General features: G+C 63.9%; 22 protein-coding genes. 18 read left to right on the top strand and 4 right to left on the bottom strand.

Features of this window, described 5'->3' with window-relative positions; all coding sequences use genetic code 11:
• Positions 1-98: 98 nt before the first annotated feature.
• The 4 genes from IWX85_RS00245 to IWX85_RS00230 all read left to right on the top strand — a co-directional run bounded on the left by IWX85_RS00245 (position 99) and on the right by IWX85_RS00230 (position 4,173).
• Positions 99-731: an ANTAR domain-containing response regulator gene (locus IWX85_RS00245; RefSeq protein ID WP_196868351.1), complete on the top strand. Its 633-nt coding sequence runs from the start codon at positions 99-101 to the stop codon at positions 729-731.
• Between the two features lie 340 nt (positions 732-1,071).
• Positions 1,072-2,316, top strand: coding sequence for a CmpA/NrtA family ABC transporter substrate-binding protein (locus IWX85_RS00240; protein ID WP_196868350.1), 1,245 nt, complete (start codon positions 1,072-1,074; stop codon positions 2,314-2,316).
• 47 nt (positions 2,317-2,363) lie between these two features.
• Complete coding sequence (gene ntrB, locus IWX85_RS00235) at positions 2,364-3,320, top strand: nitrate ABC transporter permease (protein WP_196868349.1); 957 nt, start codon at positions 2,364-2,366, stop codon at positions 3,318-3,320.
• A 28-nt stretch (positions 3,321-3,348) separates the two neighbouring features.
• The gene (locus tag IWX85_RS00230; protein WP_196868348.1) at positions 3,349-4,173 is read left to right on the top strand and encodes an ABC transporter ATP-binding protein; all 825 of its coding nucleotides are present in this window, start codon (positions 3,349-3,351) and stop codon (positions 4,171-4,173) included.
• 129 nt (positions 4,174-4,302) lie between these two features.
• Here IWX85_RS00230 and IWX85_RS00225 read toward each other — a convergent pair whose 3' ends face one another.
• Entirely contained in the window at positions 4,303-4,743 is a 441-nt protein-coding gene (locus IWX85_RS00225) for a CBS domain-containing protein (protein WP_036810339.1), read from the bottom strand.
• A 150-nt stretch (positions 4,744-4,893) separates the two neighbouring features.
• Here IWX85_RS00225 and IWX85_RS00220 point away from each other — a divergent pair, with 150 nt between their 5' ends.
• From IWX85_RS00220 to IWX85_RS00180, 9 genes are all read left to right on the top strand, one after another.
• Positions 4,894-5,088, top strand: coding sequence for a hypothetical protein (locus IWX85_RS00220; protein WP_036810336.1), 195 nt, complete (start codon positions 4,894-4,896; stop codon positions 5,086-5,088).
• A gap of 180 nt (positions 5,089-5,268) precedes the next feature.
• Positions 5,269-7,740, top strand: a complete 2,472-nt coding sequence (nirB, locus tag IWX85_RS00215; protein ID WP_196868347.1) for a nitrite reductase large subunit NirB — start codon at positions 5,269-5,271, stop codon at positions 7,738-7,740.
• Between the two features lie 165 nt (positions 7,741-7,905).
• Positions 7,906-8,328 carry a nitrite reductase small subunit NirD gene (gene nirD / locus IWX85_RS00210; protein WP_036810330.1) on the top strand — a complete coding sequence of 141 codons (423 nt, stop codon included), beginning with the start codon at positions 7,906-7,908 and terminating at the stop codon, positions 8,326-8,328.
• Positions 8,329-8,365: 37 nt separating this feature from the next.
• A complete protein-coding gene (locus IWX85_RS00205; RefSeq protein ID WP_196868346.1) occupies positions 8,366-11,386 on the top strand; it encodes a nitrate reductase in 3,021 nt (1,006 codons plus the stop codon).
• 43 nt (positions 11,387-11,429) lie between these two features.
• The gene (ybiB, locus tag IWX85_RS00200; RefSeq protein ID WP_036810324.1) at positions 11,430-12,335 is read left to right on the top strand and encodes a DNA-binding protein YbiB; all 906 of its coding nucleotides are present in this window, start codon (positions 11,430-11,432) and stop codon (positions 12,333-12,335) included.
• On the top strand, positions 12,332-13,099 hold the full coding sequence (gene cobA / locus IWX85_RS00195; RefSeq protein WP_196868345.1) for a uroporphyrinogen-III C-methyltransferase: 768 nt from the start codon (positions 12,332-12,334) through the stop codon (positions 13,097-13,099). The genes ybiB and cobA overlap by 4 nt, the downstream gene beginning before the upstream one ends.
• A 132-nt stretch (positions 13,100-13,231) precedes the next feature.
• On the top strand, positions 13,232-14,482 hold the full coding sequence (locus tag IWX85_RS00190; protein ID WP_196868344.1) for an NAD(P)/FAD-dependent oxidoreductase: 1,251 nt from the start codon (positions 13,232-13,234) through the stop codon (positions 14,480-14,482).
• 117 nt (positions 14,483-14,599) lie between these two features.
• Positions 14,600-14,812 (top strand): 30S ribosomal protein S21, encoded by a 213-nt coding sequence (gene rpsU / locus IWX85_RS00185; RefSeq protein WP_011484193.1) that lies wholly within the window; start codon positions 14,600-14,602, stop codon positions 14,810-14,812.
• A gap of 113 nt (positions 14,813-14,925) precedes the next feature.
• Positions 14,926-15,387: a GatB/YqeY domain-containing protein gene (locus IWX85_RS00180; protein WP_036810315.1), complete on the top strand. Its 462-nt coding sequence runs from the start codon at positions 14,926-14,928 to the stop codon at positions 15,385-15,387.
• A gap of 202 nt (positions 15,388-15,589) precedes the next feature.
• On the opposite strand, the gene pmbA is transcribed toward IWX85_RS00180, so the two are convergent.
• Complete coding sequence (pmbA, locus tag IWX85_RS00175) at positions 15,590-16,999, bottom strand: metalloprotease PmbA (RefSeq protein WP_036810312.1); 1,410 nt, start codon at positions 16,997-16,999, stop codon at positions 15,590-15,592.
• Positions 17,000-17,020: 21 nt separating this feature from the next.
• Here pmbA and yjgA point away from each other — a divergent pair, with 21 nt between their 5' ends.
• The 3 genes from yjgA to IWX85_RS00160 all read left to right on the top strand — a co-directional run bounded on the left by yjgA (position 17,021) and on the right by IWX85_RS00160 (position 18,686).
• Entirely contained in the window at positions 17,021-17,614 is a 594-nt protein-coding gene (gene yjgA, locus IWX85_RS00170; RefSeq protein ID WP_231379430.1) for a ribosome biogenesis factor YjgA, read from the top strand.
• Positions 17,611-18,201 (top strand): molybdopterin adenylyltransferase, encoded by a 591-nt coding sequence (gene mog / locus IWX85_RS00165; RefSeq protein WP_196868342.1) that lies wholly within the window; start codon positions 17,611-17,613, stop codon positions 18,199-18,201. Before yjgA ends, mog begins: the two co-directional genes overlap by 4 nt.
• Positions 18,202-18,299: 98 nt before the next feature.
• Entirely contained in the window at positions 18,300-18,686 is a 387-nt protein-coding gene (locus IWX85_RS00160; protein WP_196868341.1) for an ABC transporter substrate-binding protein, read from the top strand.
• Positions 18,687-18,714: 28 nt separating this feature from the next.
• Here the strand turns inward: IWX85_RS00160 and cysE are convergent, their stop codons facing one another.
• Together cysE and IWX85_RS00150 are read right to left on the bottom strand one after the other, a co-directional pair.
• Complete coding sequence (gene cysE, locus IWX85_RS00155; RefSeq protein WP_196868340.1) at positions 18,715-19,497, bottom strand: serine O-acetyltransferase; 783 nt, start codon at positions 19,495-19,497, stop codon at positions 18,715-18,717.
• A 10-nt stretch (positions 19,498-19,507) separates the two neighbouring features.
• Positions 19,508-20,335, bottom strand: coding sequence for an RNA methyltransferase (locus IWX85_RS00150; protein ID WP_196868339.1), 828 nt, complete (start codon positions 20,333-20,335; stop codon positions 19,508-19,510).
• A gap of 148 nt (positions 20,336-20,483) precedes the next feature.
• On the opposite strand from IWX85_RS00150, the gene IWX85_RS00145 reads away from it, so the two are divergent.
• Entirely contained in the window at positions 20,484-21,470 is a 987-nt protein-coding gene (locus IWX85_RS00145) for an inositol monophosphatase family protein (RefSeq protein WP_036810295.1), read from the top strand.
• Between the two features lie 83 nt (positions 21,471-21,553).
• The gene (locus IWX85_RS00140; RefSeq protein ID WP_196868338.1) at positions 21,554-23,788 is read left to right on the top strand and encodes an FUSC family membrane protein; all 2,235 of its coding nucleotides are present in this window, start codon (positions 21,554-21,556) and stop codon (positions 23,786-23,788) included.
• The last annotated feature ends 373 nt before the right edge of the window (positions 23,789-24,161 follow it).

The following is a 24,161-nucleotide window of genomic DNA, read 5'->3' as shown; positions in this document are numbered from 1 at the left end:
CTCAGCGCAGCGTGGCGTTATGCCGCGCCAGCACGCCCGACATGCTGCTGCCCCCTTGATAGCGCATCGCAACGGCATGAATTTTGCTTATAAAACGCATGACATTGCCCCATACCCTGCGCCTGGTGGTCATTGCGCCGGATCTGGTCGTTGCCGATGCCGACGACGAGGCGGCCGTGGCGCTGGCCGAGCGCTCGCGCCAGCTGCGCATCGGCCTGCTGGAAGGCGGCTTCAACCTGGTGGCCACGCTGCCGGCCGACACCTTTTTGCGCGAGCGCCTGGCCCAGTTACAGCCCGACATGATCATCGTCGATGCCGAAAGCGATGCCCGCGATTCGCTCGAGCACGTCGTCATGGCCACGCGCGAAGAACGCCGGCCGATCGTGCTGTTCACCAACGACGACGACACCCGGCATGTGAAGGATGCGGTGGCCGCAGGCGTTTGCGCCTATATCGTTGCCGGCCTGGCGCCTTCGCGCATCCGGCCGATCCTGGACGTGGCAATGGCGCGCTTCGAGCACGAACAAGGTCTGCGCCGCGAACTGGCCGATGCGCGCACCGAACTGAAAGACCGCAAGGTCATCGACCGGGCCAAGGGCCTGCTGATGCAGCGCCAGAGCCTCTCGGAGCAGGCCGCTTATGAAAAATTGCGCAAGGCGGCCATGGACAAGGGCCTGCGGCTGGGCGAGGTGGCGCAGCGCATGCTGGATGTGGCTGACCTGCTCGGCTAGGCCGCCAACGCCGAAATGGTGCGGCGCACAACAGCAGTGCACCTCCAGAAAAATTGGTTTTTGATACGCCAGCAGCCAATATGCTACTTATTTAATAGCAACTTGCATAAGCAGGATAAGCGCCAAAGCCCGATTAGCTTGAAATTTTCAGTTCTGGCCGAGCCCTCGGCTCCAGCTGGCACAGCTTTTGCAGTAAACATGACACAGGGCTTTCCACTTCAACGGCGAAGCCGAAAGTCCAAGAACAAAGGCGTTCGAACCCTGCCCTCACACCACGGTGTGAAGGCTTCGGTCGAACGCCTTTTTTTGTTTTATTTTTTCATTTCCAGGAGTTGCTGACATGACCGACCTGCTCAAACCTTCCCTGACCCGCCGCAGTGTGCTGCTAGCCGCCGCCGTGGGCGCCGTGGGCATCAGCCCGGCCTTGCGCGCTGCCGTGTATGCCCAGGGCTCGGACGCGCCGGAAAAGAAGGAAGTCAAGATCGGCTTCATTCCGCTGACCGATTGCGCCTCGGTGGTGATGGCGTCGGTGCTGGGCATTGACAAGAAATACGGCGTCACCATCATCCCGTCCAAGGAAGCCAGCTGGGCCGGCGTGCGTGACAAGCTGGTCAACGGCGAACTCGACTTTGCCCATGTGCTGTATGGCCTGGTCTACGGCGTGCATCTCGGCACCGCCGGCCCCAAGAAGGACATGGCCGTGCTGATGACGCTGAACAACAACGGTCAGGCTATCTCACTGAGCAAAAAACTGGCCGACAAAGGCGCAGTGGACGGTCCTGGCCTGGCCAAGTTGATGGCCAGCGAGAAGCGCGAATACACCTTCGCCCAGACCTTTCCGACCGGCACGCACGCCATGTGGCTGTACTACTGGCTGGCGGCCAATGGCATCAATCCGATGACGGACGCCAAGGTGATCACCGTGCCGCCGCCGCAGATGGTGGCCAACATGCGCATCGGCAACATGGACGGCTTTTGCGTCGGCGAGCCGTGGAACCACCGCGCCATCATGGACGGCATTGGCGTCACCGCTGTCACCACGCAGGACATCTGGAAGGACCACCCCGAAAAAGTGCTGGGCACCACGGCCGAGTTCACCCAGAAATACCCCAACACGGCGCGCGCCGTGACCGCTGCCATTCTGGAAGCCAGCCAGTGGATCGACGCCAGCCTGGCGAACAAAAACAAGATGGCCGAAACCATTGCCGGCAAGGCCTATGTCAACACCAGCGTGGACGTCATCAACCAGCGCATCCTGGGCCGCTACCAGAACGGCATGGGCAAAACCTGGGACGACCCGAACCACATGAAGTTCTTCAACGACGGCGCGGTGAACTTTCCCTACCTGTCCGACGGCATGTGGTTTTTGACGCAGCACAAGCGCTGGGGCCTGCTCAAGGAGCACCCGGACTACCTGGCCGTGGCCAGGCAGATCAACAAGATCGACATCTACAAGCAGGCGGCATCTGCCGCCAAGGTGAATGTTCCGAAAGACGTGATGCGCACCAGCAAGCTGATCGACGGCACGGTCTGGGACGGCAAGGACCCTAAAAAGTATGCCGACAGCTTCAAGGTTCGTGCCTGAAGCCGCTCCCGATATTTCATTGAAATCCTACTTGAAGAGGTAACGCCATGGTCAGTGCCGTATTTCACAGCCCGCTTGAAAGCGTACCGCCGGTGGCTTCCGGCGCAGAACGGAGCGCTACGCATTCAATAGCTTCCAATGCAGACAGGACAAGCGATAAGGCCGTAAAAGTCCTTGAAAAGACCAGTGCGACGGCCACCCTGGCAGCCAGGACGCAGCGGGACTTCTCGGCACTGTGGCTGCGCGTATTGCCGCCGCTGCTCGGCTTGGGCCTGCTGGCGGTGATCTGGGAGGTGGTGTCGATTGCCACCAAGGCCAGCATTCCGTCGCCCAAGGACACGTTCTTGCAGGCCGTCGTGCTGTTCAGCGACCCGTTCTACCGCAACGGCCCGAACGACCAGGGCGTCGGCTGGAACGTGCTGTCGTCGCTCAAGCGCGTCGCCATGGGCTTTGGCCTGGCGGCGATCGTCGGCATTCCGGTCGGTTTCCTGATTGGGCGCTTCACCTTCTTGAGCAACATGTTCAACCCGCTGATCAGCCTGATGCGGCCGGTGTCACCGCTGGCCTGGCTGCCGATTGGTTTGCTGGTGTTCAAGGGCGCCGACCCGGCTGCCATCTGGACGATTTTTATCTGTTCCATCTGGCCGATGGTCATCAACACCGCTGTCGGCGTGCAGCGCGTGCCGCAGGACTACATGAACGTGGCCCGGGTGCTGAACCTGTCGGAATGGAAGATTGTCACCAAGATCTTGTTCCCGTCGGTGTTGCCCTACATGCTGACCGGCGTGCGGCTGGCCGTGGGCACCGCCTGGCTGGTGATCGTGGCCGCTGAAATGCTGACCGGCGGCGTGGGCATCGGCTTCTGGGTCTGGGACGAGTGGAACAACCTGAACGTCAAGAACATCATCATCGCGATTTTCGTGATCGGCATCGTCGGCCTGATGCTGGAATATGCGCTGATCAAGCTGGCCACGGCCTTCACCTTTGAAGAAGTCAAGAGCTGATTTTCCGACCCACCCCAGGAGCATGACCATGAACACCCCCGTCAACACCGTCAATCCCCAGTACATCGACATCCAGGGCGTCGAACAGGTTTTCAAGACCAAGAAAGGCCCGTTCTGTGCGCTGCAAAACGTCAACCTGAAAGTGGCCAAGGGCGAATTCGTCGCGCTCATCGGCCATTCGGGCTGCGGCAAATCGACCTTGCTCAACCTGATCGCCGGGCTGACGATGCCGAGCCAGGGCGTGCTGCTGTGCGCCAACCGCGAGATCGCCGGTCCCGGCCCCGAGCGCGCCGTGGTGTTCCAGAACCATTCGCTGCTGCCCTGGCTGACCTGCTTTGAAAACGTTTACCTGGCGGTCGAACGGGTGTTTTCGGCGACTGAAAGCAAGGCGCAGCTCAAGGCGCGCACCGATGCGGTGCTGGCCATGGTCGGCTTGACCGCAGCAAGCCAGAAGCGGCCAGGCGAAATCTCCGGCGGCATGAAGCAGCGCGTCGGCATTGCGCGCGCACTGTCGATGGAGCCCAAGGTGCTGCTGCTCGACGAGCCCTTTGGCGCGCTCGATGCGCTGACCCGCGCCAAGCTGCAGGACGAGTTGCTGCTGATCGTCGCCAACACACACAGCACGGTGGTCATGGTGACGCACGATGTTGATGAAGCCGTGCTGCTGAGCGACAAGATCGTGATGATGACCAACGGGCCATCGGCGACGATTGGCGAGGTGCTGAGCGTTGACCTCCCGCGCCCACGCAGTCGGGTCGAACTGGCCGAGAGCACGCAGTACCTGCACTACCGCAAGGCGGTGATCGATTTCTTGTATACGCGCCAAGCGCATGTGGAAAAAATCACGGCCTGAGCCGATACATCGAATTTGCCAGGCAGGTTCTGCGTCACTGCCCTGCCCGCATTCAAATACCCAGCGCGGGCACCGTGCCATGCCATGCACGCGGGCAGGAAAGCCGCGGCATCAGCCCCTCGGGCCCCTTCAGCTACGCTGGCCGGAAATGTAGTGTTCCAGCTGCTCGATGACGAATTTCTGCTCGGAGATGATGTCCTTGACCAGGTCGCCGATGGAAATCAGGCCGATCAGCTTGTCGCCCTGCACGACCGGCAGGTGACGCAGTCGGTTGTCGGTCATCAACGCCATGCATTCCTCGCTGGTCTGGGTGGGCTTGACGAACATCACCGACGTGGTCATGACGTCACGCACCAGCGTCAGCGCGGAAGTACGGCCCTTCAGGGCAATCTTGCGGGCATAGTCGCGCTCGGTGACGATGCCGACAATCCGCTCGCCTTGCATGACGAGCAAGGCGCCAATGCCCTTGTCGGCCATGCGCTGCAGAGCATCGAAGACCGAGTCGTCCGGCCCGATGGAGTGGACGACGGCGTCGCCCTTGGCTTTGAGAATGTCGGAAACAACGGTCATGGCGATCTCCCTCTTGAAACAATGAACAGGCGCATGCTAGTTTCAGGCCAGACGGGCAGGCAATGCAAGCGGCCTGAAACCTGCGACGCCTGATTGTGGTGTTGAAAACTTGCAAGCCACTTGCAATCGGGATGAACGCACAAGATCGGCATGGAAAACCCCGGCATGCGCCCGGCTGGCCTCGCACGCCTTCACCGACAGAATGCAACGCACAACTTCAAGGCGTGGATGCACCAGCCCAAGGTGTTGGCCATGTCTGATAGACGCTATTTATTTGATAGCTTCCTGTACTTGTCTGGTATGCGCAAACAGCCTTTTTTGTTCGTTAATCATGGAATGAAATAGGCATGGCACAACCCTTGCATCAGCAACCTCGCTGCCAAGGTTGGCGGCGTTGTAGGCCCGGTGCAATGGCGGATTGGGCAGACAGGACGATGGCGTCCCCACGGAGAAGCTGGCTCAGGCCCTGGCGACCCGTGCGGACGCTTTTTTTTGCGAACTGCCAAATAGGGTAAAGGGCTCACGATGAAAAAATCCAGACTGGTAATGATTGGCAACGGCATGGCCGGCGTGCGTGCGCTGGAAGAACTGCTGAAGATCGCGCCCGAGCTGTACGACATCACGGTGTTCGGTGCCGAGCCGCACCCCAACTACAACCGCATCCTGCTGTCGCCGGTGCTGGCCGGCGAGCAGACGCTTGAAGAGATCGTGCTGAACGACTGGTCCTGGTACACGGACAACCACATCACGCTGCACGCCGGCTGGACCGTGACTGATGTGGACCGGGTGCGCCGCGTGGTGCATGCCGTCAATGCCGCCGGCGAAACCGTCCACGCCGAATACGACCGGCTGATCATGGCAACCGGCTCCAACCCCTTTATTTTGCCAATTCCGGGCAAGGACCTCAAGGGCGTAGTGGCCTACCGCGACATCGCCGATACACAGGCCATGATCGACGCTGCGGTCTTGTACAAGCATGCGGTCGTCATCGGCGGCGGACTGCTCGGCCTGGAAGCGGCCAACGGCCTGATGAAGCGCGGCATGCAGGTCACCGTGGTGCATGTCGGTGACTGGCTGATGGAGCGACAGCTCGATGACATGGCCGGCAAGCTGCTGCAAAAGTCGCTGGCCGAGCGCGGCATGAAATTCCTGATCGGTGCCCACACCCAGGAACTGGTCGGCGGAAGCGACGGCCGCGTCAAGTCGGTCAAGTTCAAGCCTGTCCCGGGCGCCGACCCGGGAGACGGACTGGAAATACCCGCCGACCTCGTCTGCATGGCCGTCGGCATCCGACCCAACACGCTGCTTGCGGAAAAGATGCGCCTGCACGTGAACCGCGGCATCGTGGTCAATGACACGCTGCAAACCACCACCGACGCGCGCATCTACGCTGTCGGGGAATGCGCTGCGCACCGGGGCATTGCCTACGGCCTGGTCGCGCCGCTGTTCGAGCAGGGCAAGGTGCTGGCCAACCACCTGGCGCAGTTGGGCATTGGCCGCTACACCGGGTCTCTCACCTCGACCAAGCTGAAAGTCACCGGCATCGACCTGTTCAGCGCCGGCAACTTCATGGGCGGCGACGGCGCCGAAGAAATCATCATGTCCGACCCGTTTGGCGGCGTGTACAAGAAGCTGGTCATCAAGGACGACAAGCTGATCGGCGCCTGCCTGTACGGCGACACGGTCGATGGCAGCTACTACTTCAAGCTGCTGCGCGACGGCCGCAGCATCGAAGGCATCCGCGACAGGCTGATGTTCGGCGAATCGAACATCGGCGACACCGGCCACGAAGGCCACAGCAAGGCCGCCGCCATGGCGGACACCGACGAAGTGTGCGGCTGCAACGGCGTGAACAAGGGCGCAATCTGCAAGGCGATCAAGGAAAAAGGCCTGTTCACGCTCGATGAAGTGCGCAAGCACACCAAGGCCAGCGCCAGCTGCGGCTCATGCACCGGGCTGGTCGAGCAGATCCTGATGTCCACCGCCGGCGGCGACTATTCCGCCACGCCCCGGCTCAAGGCGATGTGCGGCTGCACCGATCTGGGCCACCAGGCGGTACGCGACGCCATCCGCGCCAACAAGCTGCTGTCGGTGGTTGATGTCTATCAGTTCCTGGACTGGCGCACGCCCAACGGCTGCGCCAGCTGCCGCCCGGCGGTCAACTACTACGTCACCAGCACCTGGCCCAAGGAAGGCAAGGATGACCCGCAAAGCCGCTTCATCAACGAGCGCAGCCATGCCAACATCCAGAAAGACGGCACCTACAGCGTGATTCCGCGCATGTGGGGCGGCGAAACCAATTCCAGCGAACTGCGCCGCATCGCCGACGCGGTGGACAAGTACAAGATTCCGACGGTCAAGGTCACCGGCGGCCAGCGCATCGACCTGCTGGGCGTCAAGAAGGAGGACCTGGTCAATGTCTGGAAGGACATCGGCATGCCCAGCGGCCATGCCTACGCCAAGGCGCTGCGCACGGTGAAGACCTGCGTGGGCAGTGAATGGTGCCGCATGGGCACGCAGGATTCGACCGAAATGGGCAAGATGCTGGAGCGCGCCATGTGGCGCATGTACGCGCCGCACAAGGTGAAGTTTGCCGTCAGCGGCTGCCCGCGCAACTGCGCCGAATCGGGCATCAAGGACGTCGGCATCATCGGCGTCGATTCGGGCTGGGAAATGTATGTCGCCGGCAACGGCGGCATCAAGACCGAAGTGGCGCACTTCTTCACCAAGCTGAAAACGGCCGCCGAAGTGCTCGAATACACCGGCGCGTTTTGCGAGCTGTACCGCCAGGAAGGCTGGTACCTGGAGCGCACGGTGCATTACGTCAACCGCGTTGGCCTGGACTACGTGAAGAAAAAAATCCTCGACGACCACGAGGGCCGCAAGGCGCTCTGGGAGCAGCTGCAGTTCGCGCTCGACGGTGAACCCGATCCGTGGTTCGACTTCAAGGAAGCATCGGTGGACACGCGCCAGTTCAACGCGATTGCAGCAATTTGATTTCGTAGGTCGGGTTAGCCGCAGGCGTAACCCGACGTCTCCAAAAGTGACGGTTGCTTGTCGGGTTACGCCTGCGGCAAACCCGACCTACTTGACAAAGATTTTTAACGAAATATGCCTCCAGAGCTTATCCCCTATGCGCTAGCAGCTACAAAAGGAATAGCAATGACCGAATGGAAAACGATTTGCCGCATAGACGACATCCCGGTGCTCGGTGCGCGCCGGGTATCACGCCCACAGGGCATGGATGTGGCCGTGTTCCGGAGCAGCGAGGACAAGGTCTTCGCCCTGCTCGACCGCTGCCCGCACAAGGGCGGTCCGCTGAGCCAGGGCATCGTCTTCGGCGAAACCGTCGCCTGCCCGCTGCACAACATGACCATCGGCCTGGCCGACGGCTGCGCCCGCGCGCCCGACGAAGGCTGCACGCCGAAGTTCGCCTGCAAGGTCGATGCCGGCGAGGTGTTCCTTGATGCAGCCGAACTGGCCACGCTGGCGATCGACCTGCTGGCGCCCCGGGCCGGGCCGGGCGCCTCGACCGGCGCGGTCGGCGACCAGACCTTTGCCGTGCAGGCCCCGCACAGCGCCTGAACACGCCCTTTTTTGACTGAAGCCTGCCGGAGCTGCCATGACTGAAACGCGATCAACCTGTCCCTATTGCGGCGTCGGCTGTGGCGTGATCATCGAATCCCAAGGCCCGGAGATCACCGGCGTGCGGGGCGACCCGGAGCATCCGGCCAATTTCGGGCGACTGTGCACCAAGGGCTCGACCCTGCACCTGACGGCGTCCAGTGCGGTCACGCGCCAGACGCGCCTGCTGTACCCGATGCGGCGCGAGCATCGGGGCGAAGCGCCCAAACGCGTCTCATGGGACAGCGCGCTGGACTTTGCCAGCGAAAGCTTTGCGCAGATCATCCGTGAGCACGGCCCCGACGCTGTCGGCTTCTACATCTCGGGCCAGTTGCTGACCGAAGACTATTACGCCTTCAACAAGCTGGCCAAGGGCCTGATCGGCACCAACAACATCGACAGCAATTCGCGCCTGTGCATGAGCAGCGCCGTGGCCGGCTACAAGCAGACGCTGGGGGCCGACGCGCCGCCGGCCAGCTACGACGACGTGCACCATGCGCAGTGCATCTTCATCGTCGGGAGCAACACCGCCTTTGCCCATCCGATCCTGTTCCGCCGCATTGAGGATGCCAAAGCCGCCAATCCAGCGCTGAAGATCATTTATGTGGACCCGCGCCGCACCGACACCGCCGAAATCGCCGACCTCTTCCTGCCGCTGCAGCCCGGCACCGACGTCATGCTGTTCAACGGCATGCTGCACATCATGCTGTGGGAAGGCTGGATCGATGCGGCCTGGATTGCCGCCCACACCAGCGGCTTCGAGGCGCTGAAGGCATTGGCGCGCGACTGCACGCCCGACCTGGTGGCGCAGATTTGCGGCATCAGGAAGGAAGACCTGTTTACCGCAGCCCGGCTGTTCGCCACCTCGGGCGCCACGCTGAGCCTGTATTGCCAGGGCCTGAACCAGTCGAGCAGCGGCACGGCCAAGAATGCCGCACTCATCAACCTGCACCTGGCGACCGCGCAGATCGGCAAGCCAGGCGCCGGGCCTTTTTCGCTCACTGGCCAGCCCAATGCGATGGGCGGGCGCGAGGTCGGCGGCATGGCCAACCTGATGAGCGGGCACCGCGACCTGTCGAACGCCGAACACCGCGCGGAAGTCGCCGCGCTGTGGGGCGTGCATTCCGTGCCCGAAAAACCGGGCAAGACCGCCGTCGAGATGTTCCAGGCGGCCGCCGATGGCGAGATCAAGGCGCTGTGGATTGCCTGCACCAATCCGGCGCAGTCCATGCCCGACCAGGCCACCGTGCGTCGCGCCTTGGCGCGCGCCGAGCTGGTCATCGTGCAGGAAGCGTTTGCCACCACGGCGACCTGCGATTACGCCGACCTGCTGCTGCCGGCCACCACCTGGGGCGAAAAGACCGGCACCGTGACCAACAGCGAACGCCGCATCAGCCGCGTGCGGCCCGCCGTGGCGGCGCCCGGCGAGACGCGGCATGACTGGTTGATTGCCGTGGATTTTGCACAGCGGCTCGAAAAGCTGCTGGGTGCGCAGAGCCCTCACCCCAACCCTCTCCCAGAGGGAGAGGGAGAGGTAGCAAGAATCAAAACAGCAACTCAGTCCCCGATTGAACTCCCTCCCCCCCTGGGGGAGGGCTGGGGTGGAAGCCGCACGGTTAACTCGTCCAGCCAGCCCCCATCCCAACCTTCCCCCAGGGAGGTAAGGAGCCCTACCCTATTCAACTACCCAACAGCAAAATCGCTCTGGAACGAGCACCGCGAATCGACGCGCGGCCGCGACCTGGACATCACCGGCATGAGCTACGCCCTGCTGGAGCAGGCGCCGCTGCAATGGCCGATGCGGGAAGGTGAAACGGCTGGAAAAATAAGGCTGTATGAAGACGGCATTTTCCCCACGCCCGATGGCCGGGCCAATTTCGTCAGCACCGTGTACCGGCCCGTCGCCGAAGCGCGCGAATCACGCTTTCCGTTCTCGCTGACCACCGGCCGGCTGCGCGACCAGTGGCACGGCATGAGCCGCACCGGCACGCTCGGCCGGCTGTTCGGCCATGTGGCCGAACCCAGCGTGCAGATGAACATGCAGGACATGGCGCGCCGACTGCTCATGGAAGGCGACCTGGTGCATGTGACGTCCAGGCGCGGTTCCATTGTGGTGCCGGTGCAGGCTTCGCCGGAAGTTGCGGTCAGCCAGGCCTTCATGGCAATGCACTGGGGCAGCGAATACCTGAGCGGCCTGTCGAGCACCGGCCAGCCCCTGGCGGGCGTCAATGCCCTGACTACCTCGGCATACTGCCCCAGCTCAAAACAGCCCGAACTCAAGCATGCTGCCGTCAAGATATTGAAGGCTGAACTGCCGTGGTCGCTGCTGGCCATGGCCTGGTTTGACGAAGGCGATGCGCTGCAGGCCCACGAGCAGCTCAAACCCCTGCTGACGTCTTTTGCGTTTGCCAGCTGCGTGCCGTTTTCCAACAACACGCCGCTGGCCGGTCCCCAGCCTGAGCGCAGCGGCCTGCTGTTTCGCGCTGCGGCCCCCGAGGCGCCCGGCGACGAAACCCTGGCGCTGCTGGAGAAAATTTTCGGCCTCGATGGCGCAGACATCCTGCGCTATGCCGACCGCAGGAAAGGCCAGCGCCGGACCATCCGGCTGACGCGCACCCGTGAAGAGGCCGAGCTGACCGGTTTCGTGCTGGCCGGCGACACCAGCGCCCAGGCCTGGATCACTACCCTGCTCAGGGACGAACTGCCCGCGCAGGCCTATGGCCGGCTGCTGCTGCTGCCGGGCGCCAAGGCGCCGGTGGCCGTGCAGTCGCGTGGCAGGGTCGTGTGCAGTTGCCTGAACGTCACCGACACCGCCATCGACCACCACCTGAGGCTGCTGGCACAGGGTGCGGCCGTTCCGCAAACCGACGAGGCGCGGCTGGCATCGCTACAGGATGCCCTGAAATGCGGCACCAGCTGCGGCTCCTGCATTCCCGAGCTCAAGCGCAGGCTGCGCTCGGCCCGCAGCGACCTGGCAACGCCGCCGCGCAGCGTGATTCCGATCCGGCAGCTGGCTTAAGCTCATAACGGCAAGTTATCTGTATTCACGCACAATCGCGGCCATGAGCATTAGTCACTACATCAAGGAAATCGGGCGCGGCAAAGACGGCGCCCGTCCCCTGTCGCGCGAACAGGCCGCCGACCTGCTCGGCCAGGTGCTCGACGGCGTCGTCACCGACCTGGAAATCGGCGGCTTTTGCCTGGCCATGCGCATCAAGGGCGAGACGCCCGAGGAAATGGCCGGTTTTCTCGACGCCGCGCACCAGCGACTGAACCGGCTGCCGGCCAGCGACGGCCCGGTCGTGGTGCTGCCCAGCTACAACGGCGCGCGCAAGCTGCCGGTGCTCACGCCGCTGCTGGCGCTGCTGCTGGCGCGCGAAGGCGTGGCCGTGCTGGTGCATGGCACGCCCACCGAATCCAGCCGCGTTTTTTCATCAGAAGTGCTCGCTGCGCTTGATGTGCCTGCGCTTACAGCTATTAAAAAAATAGCATCGGGCGGCGTAGCGTTTGCGCCCACCGAACTGCTCAGCCCGGCGCTCAAGCGCCTGCTCGACGTGCGGCGCGCCGTCGGCCTGCGCAACCCGGCGCACAGCCTGGTCAAGCTGATGAACCCGGTGGCCGGCAAGGCGCTGGTGGTCAGCAGCTACACGCACCCCGAATACGCGCTGTCCATGGCGGCTACCTTCGCACTGGTCAAGGCCGATGCGCTGCTGCTGCGCGGCACCGAGGGCGAAGGCGTTGCCGACCCGCGCCGCTCGCCGCAGATGCAGGGCTTTATCCGGGGCGAGCGCGTGCTGGCGCACGAAGGCGTGAAGGGAACGCTGCCATCGGTACCGGACTTGCCCAAAGCCATCGACGCCGACAGCACGGCGGCCTATATACGCTCGGTGCTGGCCGGCGACAGCCCGCTGCCGCCGTCGATTGCGCAGCAAGTGGCGCATATCTTGCAACTCCTCAAGCAACTATGAACAACCCAAAAGTAACCCTCGTCGGGGCGGGACCGGGCGATCCGGAATTGCTCACCCTCAAGGCCCTCAAGGCCATCCAGCAAGCCAGCGTGCTGTTCGTCGATGACCTGGTCAGCGAAGAAATCGTCGCGTACGCCGCCCCCGGCGCCCGCATCGTGTATGTCGGCAAGCGCGGCGGCTGCAAGTCGACGCCGCAGGCCTTCATCGAAAAACTCATGGTCATCGCCGCCCAGGAAGGCGAAAACGTCGTCAGGCTCAAGGGCGGCGACCCCTTCATTTTTGGCCGGGGCGGCGAAGAGCTGGAACACCTGCAGGCCGCCGGCATCCGCGTCGAGGTGGTCAACGGCATCACCGCCGGACTGGCGGCCGTTACGTCGCTCGGCGTGCCGCTGACGCACCGTCAGCATGCGCACGGCGTGGTGTTTGTCACCGGCCATGCCAAGCCCGGCGACAGCGGCACCGACTGGCGCGCGCTGGCCGCCACCGCCCACAGCGCCCGGCTGACGCTGGTGATCTACATGGGCGTCAGCGGCGCCGAGCACATCCAGCATGAACTGCTAACCGGCCTGCCCGCCGACACGCCGGTGGCCGTGATCCAGAATGCATCGCTGCCGATGCAGCGCCACATCGCCACCACGCTGGCCCGGTTGTCCAGCGACCTCAAGCAGTCCGGGCTGGTCAGCCCGTCGGTCATCGTCGTTGGCGACGTCATCAGCGCCCTGGCACAGGCCGCCGACCACCCCGAAGTGCGACGCAGCGCCTGAGGCACCAGATTCGGCTCGCCCGCCCTGGCGCGGCTACACTCCCGTGTTTCATGAAACGCAGCCACAGTGCGCGCCATGTTGCTATGCTTTCCATAGCTGCTTGCGCCCACCCTTCCTGCGCAAGAGGCTGATTTGACATATAAATTCGATGTGGTGGTGATTGGCGCTGGAGCAGCCGGCCTGTTTTGCGCCGGCCAAGCGGGGCAGCAGGGCCTGAAGGTCTTGCTGGTGGACCACAGCGACAAGGTCGCCGAGAAAATCCGCATCTCGGGCGGCGGCCGCTGCAACTTCACCAACCGGGACGCCACCCCGGCGCAGTTCTTGAGCGACAACCCGCACTTTTGCCGCTCCGCCCTGTCGCGCTACACGCCGCAGGATTTCATCGAACTGCTGCAGCGCCATCAGGTTCCGTTTCACGAAAAGCACAAGGGCCAGCTGTTTTGCGACCGCTCGGCCGAGGACATCATCAACCTGCTGCTGGCCGAATGCGCTACCGGCCAGGTCACGCACTGGCAGTCTTGCGGTATTAAAAGCGTGGTTTGCGCAGAACAGGCCGTCACCACCAGCTATCAAATCCAGAGCGACCGGGGGCTGATCGAAGCGGATCAGGTGGTGATTGCCACCGGCGGCCTGTCAATCCCGAAAATCGGCGCGACCGATTTCGGTTACCGAATTGCCCAACAGTTCGGCCTGCGCCTGGTCGAGCCCCGGGCCGCGCTGGTGCCGCTGACCTTCGACGGTGAGGCTTGGGCGCCTTATGCCCAGCTCGCCGGCCTGGCGCTGCCGGTGCTGATTGAAACCGGCGCGTTGGACACCAGCCCCAGGCAGCGCAAAAAAGCCGTGGTGTTTGCCGAAGACCTGCTGTTCACCCACCGGGGGCTGAGCGGCCCGGCGGTGCTGCAGGTGTCCAGCTTCTGGCGCGAAGGCCAGCCGGTGCGCATCAACCTGGCACCGGGCGCGGACGTGGCCGACCTGCTGCTGCGCGCCAAGGCCAGTTCGAAAAAACTGATTGCCAATGAACTGTCCAGCCTGGTGCCGGGCCGCCTGGCCGACGCCTGGGTCAGCGAAGATGCGGCCCTGCAGCGCCCGATCAGCGACGCCACCGACAAGGCGCTGCTAACCCTGGCGCAGCGCCTTGCCGACTGGCAGCTCACGCCAAACGGATCGGAAGGCTACAAAAAAGCCGAAGTCACGATGGGCGGCGTCGACACCCGTGACCTGTCGTCGCAAACCCTGGAATCGAAGCAGCCGGGGCTGTATTTCATCGGCGAAGTGGTGGATGTGACCGGCTGGCTGGGGGGCTACAACTTCCAGTGGGCCTGGGCCAGCGGTTTTGCCTGCGCGCAGGCGCTGGCGGCGCGGCAGGCGGAACGGGCGCTATGATGGTTAGTTCTGGCCGATTTATAGACTTGCTATAATCGCAGGCTTTGCTAGCAAACCCGCACCTGGCCTGATCCTGATCAGATCAATTAAGGTGCAATTTATCGGATCAATTCATTAATGACCACCATTCGCGTAAAAGACAACGAACCCTTTGACGTGGCTCTGCGCCGCTTCAAGCGAACCATCGAAAAACTCGGCCTGCTGACCGACTTGCGTGCCCGCGAGTTCTATGAAAAGCCAACCGCCGAGCGCAAGCGCAAGAAGGCAGCCGCCGTCAAGCGCAACTACAAGCGCATTCGCGCCATGCAGTTGCCCAAGAAGCTGTACTGATCCATCATTAGTACTTGCCTTACGGCAGCACAAGCCCGCAAGAGGACGCTCTGCGGGCTTTTTTGTTTTCAAAACCACCCTTAATCTCTACTCGCACCCTTCAGGAGCCTGCCATGACCCTCAAAGAACAAATCACCGAAGACATGAAGACCGCTATGCGCGCCAAGGACAGCGAGCGCTTGGGCACGATCCGGCTGCTGCTGTCGGCGATCAAGCAAAAGGAAGTGGACGAGCGCGTGGTGGTCGATGACGTCATGGCCGTGGCCATCGTGGACAAGCTGATCAAGCAGCGCAAGGATTCGATCGAGGCGTTTGAAAAAGCCCAGCGCCAGGACCTGGCCGACAAGGAAAAGGCAGAAATGCTGGTGCTGCAAGCCTACCTGCCCGCCCGCCTGAGCGCTGACGAGGTCACAGCCGAAGTCAAGAGCATCATCGCCACCCTGGCCGCCGAACTGGGCCGCGCCGTTGGTCCCGGCGACATGGGCAAGGTCATGGGCGCGGTAAAAACCCAGCTCGCCGGCAAGGCCGACATGGGCCAGGTGTCAGCAGCGGTGAAGGCTGCGCTGGCCGGCTGACCAGACAAGACCAGCCGCTTCAAAGCCACCTCCCCTGCCCATCTCCACCAGCAGGGGCCGCAGGCGCAGCGGCCCCCTCTGGGGGGCAGGAAGCCACACGAAGTGGGCAACCGTGGGGGCAACATCCTCGGCTTTGCCGGACTGCAGGCGCAGCGCCCCCTCGGGGGGCAGCGAACCACACGAAGTGGGAAGCGTGGGGGCTCTAGCTCCCCGCCACCTTCATCCGGTTGACCAGGATTGAACCGACGGTCTTGGCGCCGTAGTTGTAGGTGTCGGCGCCCACGGCCTGGATGCCCATCAGCATGTCTTTCAGGTTGCCGGCAATCGTGATTTCCTCGACCGGAAAAGCGATTTCGCCGTTCTCGACCCAGAACCCCGAAGCGCCGCGCGAATAGTCGCCGGTCACGTAGTTGACGCCCTGCCCCATCAGCTCGGTGACGAAGAGGCCTGTGCCGAGCTTGCGCAGCATGGCGTCGAGGTCGTCGCCCGCCTTAGTCTTGCGGCTGGTCAGCGTCAGGTTGTGCGAGCCGCCGGCATTGCCGGTGGTGCGCATGCCCAGCTTGCGGGCCGAGTAGGTGCTCAGGAAATACCCCTCGACCCGTCCGCCGTCCACCACCTGCCGCGCGCTGGTCATGACGCCTTCGTCATCAAACGGCGCGCTGCCCTTGCCCTTGGGCTGGTGCGGGTCTTCGTGGATGTCGATGTGCTTGGGAAAAGCCATCTTGCCCAGGCTGTTCGCCAGGAATGTGCTCTTGCGGTACAGCGCGCCGCCGCTGACGGCCTGCACAAAACCGCCCAGCAGGCCGGCTGCAAGCGGCGACTCGAACAGCACCGGGCATTCAATGGTCGGGATCTTGCGGCCTTTCAGGCGTGCCAGCGCGCGTTCGGCGGCATAGCGGCCCACTGCTTCAGGAGGGGCCAGCTGGCTCGCATCGCGCATCGAGCTGTACCAGGCGTCGCGCTGCATCTGCTTGCCCTTGCCGGCAATTGGAGCCACCGAAATGCTGTGACGCGAACTCGCATAGCCGCCGCGAAAGCCCTTGGTGTGGGCGCTGAAGAAATGGCTTTGCTGCGCGGACACTCCTGCGCCTTCGCTGTTGGTGATCAGGCGCGAGGTGGCGAAAGCGGCGGCTTCGCACTGCAAGGACAGATGGGCGGCTTCCTCGGACGTGATGACCCACGGGTGGAACAGGTCGAGCGCCGGATGTTCGCGGGCGATGTCCTGCTCGTCGGGCAGGCCCGAGGTCTCGTCTTCCGCCGTGAAGCGGGCGATGTCGTAGGCGGCGCTCACGGTCTGCTGGATCGCCACTTTTGAAAAATCGCTGGTCGAGGCATTGCCGCGCTTCTTGCCGACATACACGGTGATGCCGAGCGATTTGTCGCGGTTGCGCTCGACCGATTCGAGTTCGCCCTTGCGCACGCTGACCGACAGGCCGCAGCCTTCCGACGCTTCGGCGGCCGCATCGGTGGCACCGAGTTTTTTGGCATGGCCCAGCGCGGTATCGACCAGGTCTTCAAAAAAGTCCCGGTGGTAGCTGAAACCCGCCTCGGGTTGGCGGGTTTTGGTGCGGGAAACGCTGCGAGGTGAACGGGAGGGAGTTTTTTGGGTCATGTATCTATGATACTAAGCGCTATGAACAACAAGACTCCCAAGGCCATCAAAGGCTACTGGTCCAACGGCCGTTTCGTGAAACCCGAAGAAATTGCACTCGAAGAAGTGGGCCCGCCCAGCAAGACCCAACTGAAAGCAGAGGCCGATGAAAAGCAGGCGCTCGGTGAGGCGCTGCTGACGCTGCGCACCGACCTGATGGTGCGGCTCGACCTGCCCGACAAACTGCTCGACGCGCTGAAGGAAGCCAAGCGCATCACCAACTTCGAGGGCCGACGCCGCCAGATGCAGTTCATTGGCAAGCTGATGCGCACGCTCGACATGACGCCCATCCGTGCGGCGATTGACGAGCAGGCCAACGGCTCGGCCGACCTGACGCTGGCGCTGCACCTGGCCGAGCAGTGGCGCGACAAGTTGATGGACTCGGACGATGCGCTCAGCCAGTGGCTGACCGACTACCCGGCGACCGACTCGCAGCAGCTGCGCGCGCTGATACGCCAGGCCCGGAAAGACATGGCCAAGCCCGAAACGCCGGGTGAGGCACCACGCCACGCCAAGTCCTACCGCGAGATTTTCCAGCTGGTCAAGCTGGCCATGGCCCAGGAAGCCAAGCCATGAGTGCGCATTTTGATGCGGTAAAGATCGGCATCGTGTCGGTCAGCGACCGGGCTTCGAGCGGCGTCTATGTTGACAAGGGCCTGCCCGCCCTGAAGGACTGGCTGACGCGCGCGCTGCACAACCCGATCACCTTTGAAGAGCGCCTGATTCCTGACGAACAGGCCGGCATCAGCAGCGCGCTGATCGACCTGGTCGATGCCGGCTGCTGCCTGGTGCTGACCACCGGCGGCACCGGCCCGGCGCTGCGCGACGTGACGCCCGAGGCCACGCTGGCCGTGGCGCACAAGGAAATGCCCGGCTTTGGCGAGCAGATGCGCCAGATCAGCCTGAAATTCGTGCCAACGGCCATTTTGTCGCGCCAGGTGGCGGTGATTCGCGGCCAGAGCCTGATCCTGAACCTGCCCGGCCAGCCGAAAGCGATTGCCGAAACGCTCGAAGGCCTGAAGAACGAGGGCGGCGAATCAATCGTGCCGGGTATTTTTGCCGCCATTCCCTATTGCATCGACCTGATCGGCGGGCCTTATCTGGAAACCGACCCGGCAGTTTGCAAGGCCTTTAGGCCCAAGAACGCCCTTCGCGCGGTATAAAAGCCAACACCTCTGCGTGTGCAACCCATGCATGCAGCGGGAAAAGCCGGGCCACAGCGGCCTGGCATTTTTGTCTGATTTTTTACCCGAGTAACGCCATGAACGCTTCCTTTCGCACCAGCCTTTCCATCGTGGCCCTGGCTGTGGCTTCCCTGACACTGCCATCTCTGGCCCATGCCAAGCGCATGGGCGGCGGCATGAAATCGGCACCGCGCGCCGCAGCCCCTGCGCCCGTTAAAGCCCCTGCAGCAGCGCCAGCCCCGGCGGCTGCAGCACCGGCCCCTGCGGCAGCCGCAGCGCCTGCCGCCGCCCCTGCAGCAGCGGGCTCCGGCATGATGGGCACCATGGGTTCCATGGCCGTGGGTGCGGTGGTGGGGTCAATGGCCGGCAGCGCCATCGCCGGGACGATGAACCCGGAAGAAAAACAAAAAGCCGCAGCAGAAAAAGCAGCGGCAGCGGCATCGGCGCCTGCCGCCGCCAAATAAACTTTTTCAGGGCCGGCGCCGCCGCCGGCTATTTGCCGACCAGCTGGTTCAGCTTGTCGGCTTCAAAGTTTTCTTCGAGCGCTGCATCCTTGGGAACGCAATCGCGGTGCGGCGTAGTCTCCGACAGATTTGACAACTTTTCAATCGCCTGCCAGAGCAGCGAAATCTGGTATTCCTGGCCTGAGGCGTTGTCAATCAGCCCGCGCAAGGCCTGACTCAACGGGTCGTCACTTTGTGTCACGCCGTAGGCTGAAAAACCCATCTGGCTGGCGGCCTCCTCGCGCTTGAGGTCGGCGCCGGGCTGAATGATGCGGGCGGGATTGCCCACGGCCGTCGCCCCGGCCGGAACGGGCTTGACCACCACGGCGTTCGAGCCGATGCGCGCGCCGTCGCCGACGGTGAAGCCTCCGAGCACCTGCGCGCCGGCGCCCACGACCACGTTCTTGCCGAGGGTCGGATGGCGCTTGGCGCCCTTGTAGAGAGAAGTGCCGCCCAGCGTGACGCCGTGGTAGATGGTGCAACCCGAACCGATTTCAGCGGTTTCGCCAATCACCACGCCCATGCCGTGGTCGATGAATACGCAGCCGGCAATCCGCGCGCCGGGATGGATCTCGATGCCGGTCAGCCAGCGCGAAATGTGGGAGGTGAAGCGCCCCAGCCATTTGAAGCCGTGCGTCCAGCACCAGTGCGCGCGCCGGTGCAGCACCAGCGCATGCAGGCCGGGGTAGCAGGTCAGCACCTCCCAGCGGGTGCGGGCGGCCGGGTCGCGTTCAAGGATGCACTGGATGTCGGAGCGGAGTCTGGAAAACATGGCAAGGAGTTTAGAGGCTGGCGGACGTGTCCGCTGGCGCGGGCGCCTTGTCCTGTGCCGGCCGGGCTTGATCGGCCGCCTGCCGCATCATCGCCTTGGCCACGCCGCGCAGGATGTGTATTTCTTCGGGACTCAGCTGCGCGCGGTTGAACAGCTGGTTCAGGCGCGGCATGAGCTTCTTGGGCGACGCCGGATCGAGAAAGCCGATATGAACCAGCGCTTCTTCCCAGTGCCTGAGCATGCCGCCCACGGCGGCGGCGTCGGCCAGCCGGGGCGTTTCAGGCGCGGCCTGGATGCCAAAGCCGCCCAGCGCTTCGCGCCAGTCGTAGGCCACCAGCTGCACCGCCGCACCAAGGTTGAGCGAGCCGAATTTTGGATCGGTCGGAATGCTCAGGGCCACATGACAGCGGTAGACGTCGTCGTTTTGCATGCCAAAACGCTCGGAGCCAAACAAAAAAGCAACCGAATCGGGCTTTTGCGCAATATACACGGGTGCTGTCAGCTCATCTTTTGATAGCAAATCAGTCGCCCCCAGCAGTTCGGCGAAATGCGCGCGCGGCGCCCGGGTGGGCGGGCCGAAGTCGCGCGGCGTCATGGCGGTGGCGCAGAGGTGCGCCATGCCGTCCAGTGCTTCATCGAGCGTTTCAACGATGCGCGCGTTGTTGAGCACGTCGAGCGCGCCGCTGGCCCGCTGGATGGTTTCCTCGCGCCGCAGCACATTGGCCCAGCGCGGGGCGACCAGCACCAGGTCGTCAAAGCCCATGGTTTTCATGGCGCGGGCGGTGGCGCCCACATTGCCGGCGTGGCTGGTGTTGATCAGGATGAAGCGGGTTTTCATGGGGATAGAAAGAGGCCGAAGAGCCGCTGTGAAAAACCCGGCGGTCGGGATGATTTCGGGCCAGGCGGGCGAAGCCGGTAAAATCCGCTATTGTCGCTTGCCACCGGTTCCCGGTTTTGCAGTTCTTGCCCGCTCTTTCTTACAATTTATGTCCAGCAATCTACACCCCATGCTCAACGTGGCCGTCAAGGCTGCGCGCGCCGCCGGCGCCCTCATCAACCGCGCCGCCCTTGACGTCGAGGCAGTCCGCGTGTCGCTCAAGCAGACCAACGACTTCGTCACCGAAGTCGACAAGGCCGCTGAAGCCGTGATCATCGAAACCCTGCTGACCGCCTACCCTGGCCACGGCATCCTGGCCGAGGAATCGGGCAGCGAGCATGGCGCGAAAGACTCAGAATTCGTCTGGATCATCGATCCGCTGGACGGCACCACCAATTTCATCCACGGCTTTCCGTTCTACTGCGTCAGCATTGCGCTGTCGGTGCGCGGCAAGGTCGAGCAGGCGGTGGTCTATGACCCGAACCGCAACGATATCTACAGCGCCAGCAAAGGCCGCGGCTCCTACGTCAACGACCGCCGCATCCGCGTCGGCAAGCGCACGCGCCTGCAGGAATGCCTGATCTCGACCGGCTTTCCCTACCGCCCGGGCGACAAGCTCAAGCCTTACCTGAACATGCTGGGCGAAGTCATGAGCCAGTGCGCCGGCGTGCGCCGCCCGGGCGCTGCCGCGCTGGACCTGGCACATGTCGCGGCCGGCTACACCGATGGCTTTTTCGAAACCGGCCTGCAGCCCTGGGATGTGGCAGCGGGCTCGCTGCTGATCACCGAGGCAGGCGGCCTGATCGGCAACTTCACCGGCGAGTCGGACTTCATCGACCACGGCGAATGCGTCGCCGGCAACCCGCGCATCTACGGTCAGCTGATCGGTACGCTGGGCAAGTACAGCAAGTTTGCCGGTGCCGGCGACAAGGCCAGTGTTCGCCAGGCCGTGCTGGGCGGTGCCGAGGCAACAACCGACGGCAGTGAGCAAGCCGCACCGGCCGCCAAGCCGACGCTCAAGGCCAAGCGCGTCAAGGCCGGCAGCGCCGCCGCGCCCGAGGTTGAGGCGGCCCAGGTGCCCGACGCGCCTTTCTGAGCCCCAACTGTCCTGCTCCGCTCAGCCAGCGCGCAGGACGGCGCACCTGACCCGGCAGGTTTCGGTACAGTGGTGCCCACACCATGAACCGCCACCCGAGTGATCCGCCCCTCTTGACCACGCTGGCAGGCCGGCTTCGCCGCAAGGCGCAAGAGTTTCTGCGCGTGGCGCTGAGCCACTACGTCACCAACGGCCTGACAGTATCCCTGGGCTTGGTACTGATCATGCTGGCGCTGTTCGAATCGGCCGGACTTGGGGCCGCCGCCAGCGCCGCCGTCGGCGTGATCATCACCAGCCTGCCCGATGTTCCCTCGCCACGACGGCGCAAGATCATGCAGGTGCTGCCCGCGCCGCTGCTGGGCACGCCGCTGTTCATGCTGGTGCAGCTGACGCGCCAGGACGACCTGCTGCTGGGCTGCGTTCTGGTGGGCGGGACCTTTCTGGCGGTGATGCTGATGGCCTGGGGCAAGCGTGGCGGGCCGATCTGCTTTTCACTGCTGTTCTCGATGCTGTTTTCCATGGCCGCGCCGCCGATGACTTCGCTCAACCAGGTGCTGGCGCACACCGGCTGGTTTGTCGCCGGTTCGGTGCTTTACCTGCTGTGGGCGGTGCTGACCACCCACCTGCTCAACCAACGTTACCGGCGGCAGCTGCTGGCCGAATGCCTGCACAGCTTTGCCGGCATCTTGCGCACCCAGGCGCAGCGTTTTGACGACGAGCCCGACCACCAGGCGCTGCTCGAAGCCATGCTGGTGCAGCAGGCCAACTTTGCCGACCAGTTGCAGGACACGCGCAACGTGGTGCTGGAGTCGCCCACCACCCGGCCGCGCCAGCAGGTGGCCGCCATGCTGCTGAGCCTGCTGGAAGCGCGTGACCACCAGCTGGCCTGCGACCTGGACCTGGACGTGCTGCTGGACCGGCAGGCCATCGCGCCGCACCTGCCCAGGCTGCAGCAGGCGCTGAACGCCACGGCCGATGAACTGCAGGCACTTGGCATGGCGCTGCTGCGGGGCCGGCGCCAGACGTCGATCCGGCCGATTCCCGACCTGCGGCCGAAGCTGGTGGGCACACTGCCGCCCCGCGCCACCGCCAACCCGTCGCTGGCACCCGAGCCGGTGCGCACCGACCCGCCCGATACCGCCGCCCTGCTGCGCAACATGGCCGACCGCATCGGCCACATTAATGACGAGGCGGTGAAGATCGCGGCGCTGGCACGCGGCGACGTGACGCCCGAGCTGAGCCTGGTTCGCAACCAGTGGCAGCTGTTCGTGAGCACCACCCAATGGAGCGTCAAGCCGCTGCTCGGGCAGCTCGGCTGGCGCGCGCCGACCCTGCGCTATGCACTGCGCGCCACGCTGGCCGTGGCCGCGGGCTACGCCGTCGCCCTGCACCTGCCGTGGGCCACGCACGACTACTGGATATTGATCACCATCGTCGTCGTGATGCGCGGCAACCTGGCGCAAACCGTGCAGCGGCGCAATGCGCGCGTCGCCGGCACCGTGCTCGGCTGCCTGCTGGTGATGGGCCTCCTGATGGCCCATCCGGGCGCCAAGGTGTTGTTCCTGATCGTCGCGCTCAGCACCGGCCTGGCGCATGCCTTTGCGCTGCGCCGCTACCTCTATACGACGATTGCCGGTACGGTGACCGGCCTGCTGCAGGCGCACCTGATGCTGGTCGGCCTGCAGCCCACCTTTGCCATCGGCGAGCGGCTGGCCGACACGCTGCTCGGCGCGCTGCTGGCCTGGCTGTTCAGCTATGTGCTGCCGTCATGGGAACGCAGCCAGATTCCTGGCCTGGTCAAGCGAAGCATCCAGGCGCAAAGCCAGCATGCCAGGCTGGCGCTGGCGCTGCTGGACACCGCCCAGACGGCCGACGTGAACTGGCGGCTGGCGCGCCGCGATGCCTACGACAGCCTGTCGGCGCTGACGCTGGCCACCCAGCGCAGCCTGGCCGAGCCGCGCCAGGTGCGTCCGCCGCTGGAGCCGCTCGAAGCGCTGCAGGCGCGCAGCTACCAGTTGCTGGCGCAGCTGACGGCGGTCAAGTCGCTGCTGCTGCTCAGGCGCGGCCAGCTTGACCTGGCGCAGGCCACGCCGGCACTGGAGCAAGCCGCCCGCTGCATCGAAGCCGAGCTCTCGGGCCAGGCGCCCGCCGCCTCGGGGGTGAATTCGCCCGGTTTCAGCCTCTCGGGGCAACCCTACCTGGCGCGTCCGGATGTGCTGCTGGCGGCCGACCTGACGCCCTGGCTGCTGCGCCGCCTGCAACTGGCCTGCGCCATTGCCGGCGAACTGCGGCTGGCGACCAGCCGGGTCCGCGTCTGAAGGCATGCACAGCCGGCCGCATGCGCCCCCGTCGAAGGTGGTTTCATCCGGCTTGCCGTCGGCAGCGACAATCAAGGGTTAGATGCGTCACCGGGAATGCCCTTTGTTCAGCCCACCGGCCTGCCCGGCAGAACAGCGAAAATCAGCCCTCGCCCAAGAACCCTGAAACCTGAACCCACCTAACGGCTGCCCGAAAAAGCCAGCGAACTGAATGCAAAGAGAAAAAGCCCAAGCCTTTCAACCACCGGACAAGGCCGCCGTGCACACCCCCATGATGGCCCAGCATTCAGGCTATCCTGCGAAACCCTTTTAAATTAAGGAGTTTTTACCGCTGTTTTTATATTTGGCGGTTTTTTGGCGGAGTAAGACCTTC

The sequence above is a fragment of the Polaromonas sp. CG_9.11 genome (genome assembly GCF_015752225.1).
In the GTDB taxonomy this organism is placed as follows: Bacteria; Pseudomonadota; Gammaproteobacteria; order Burkholderiales; family Burkholderiaceae_C; genus Polaromonas.
This window is presented reverse-complemented; position numbering and strand designations above follow the sequence as displayed.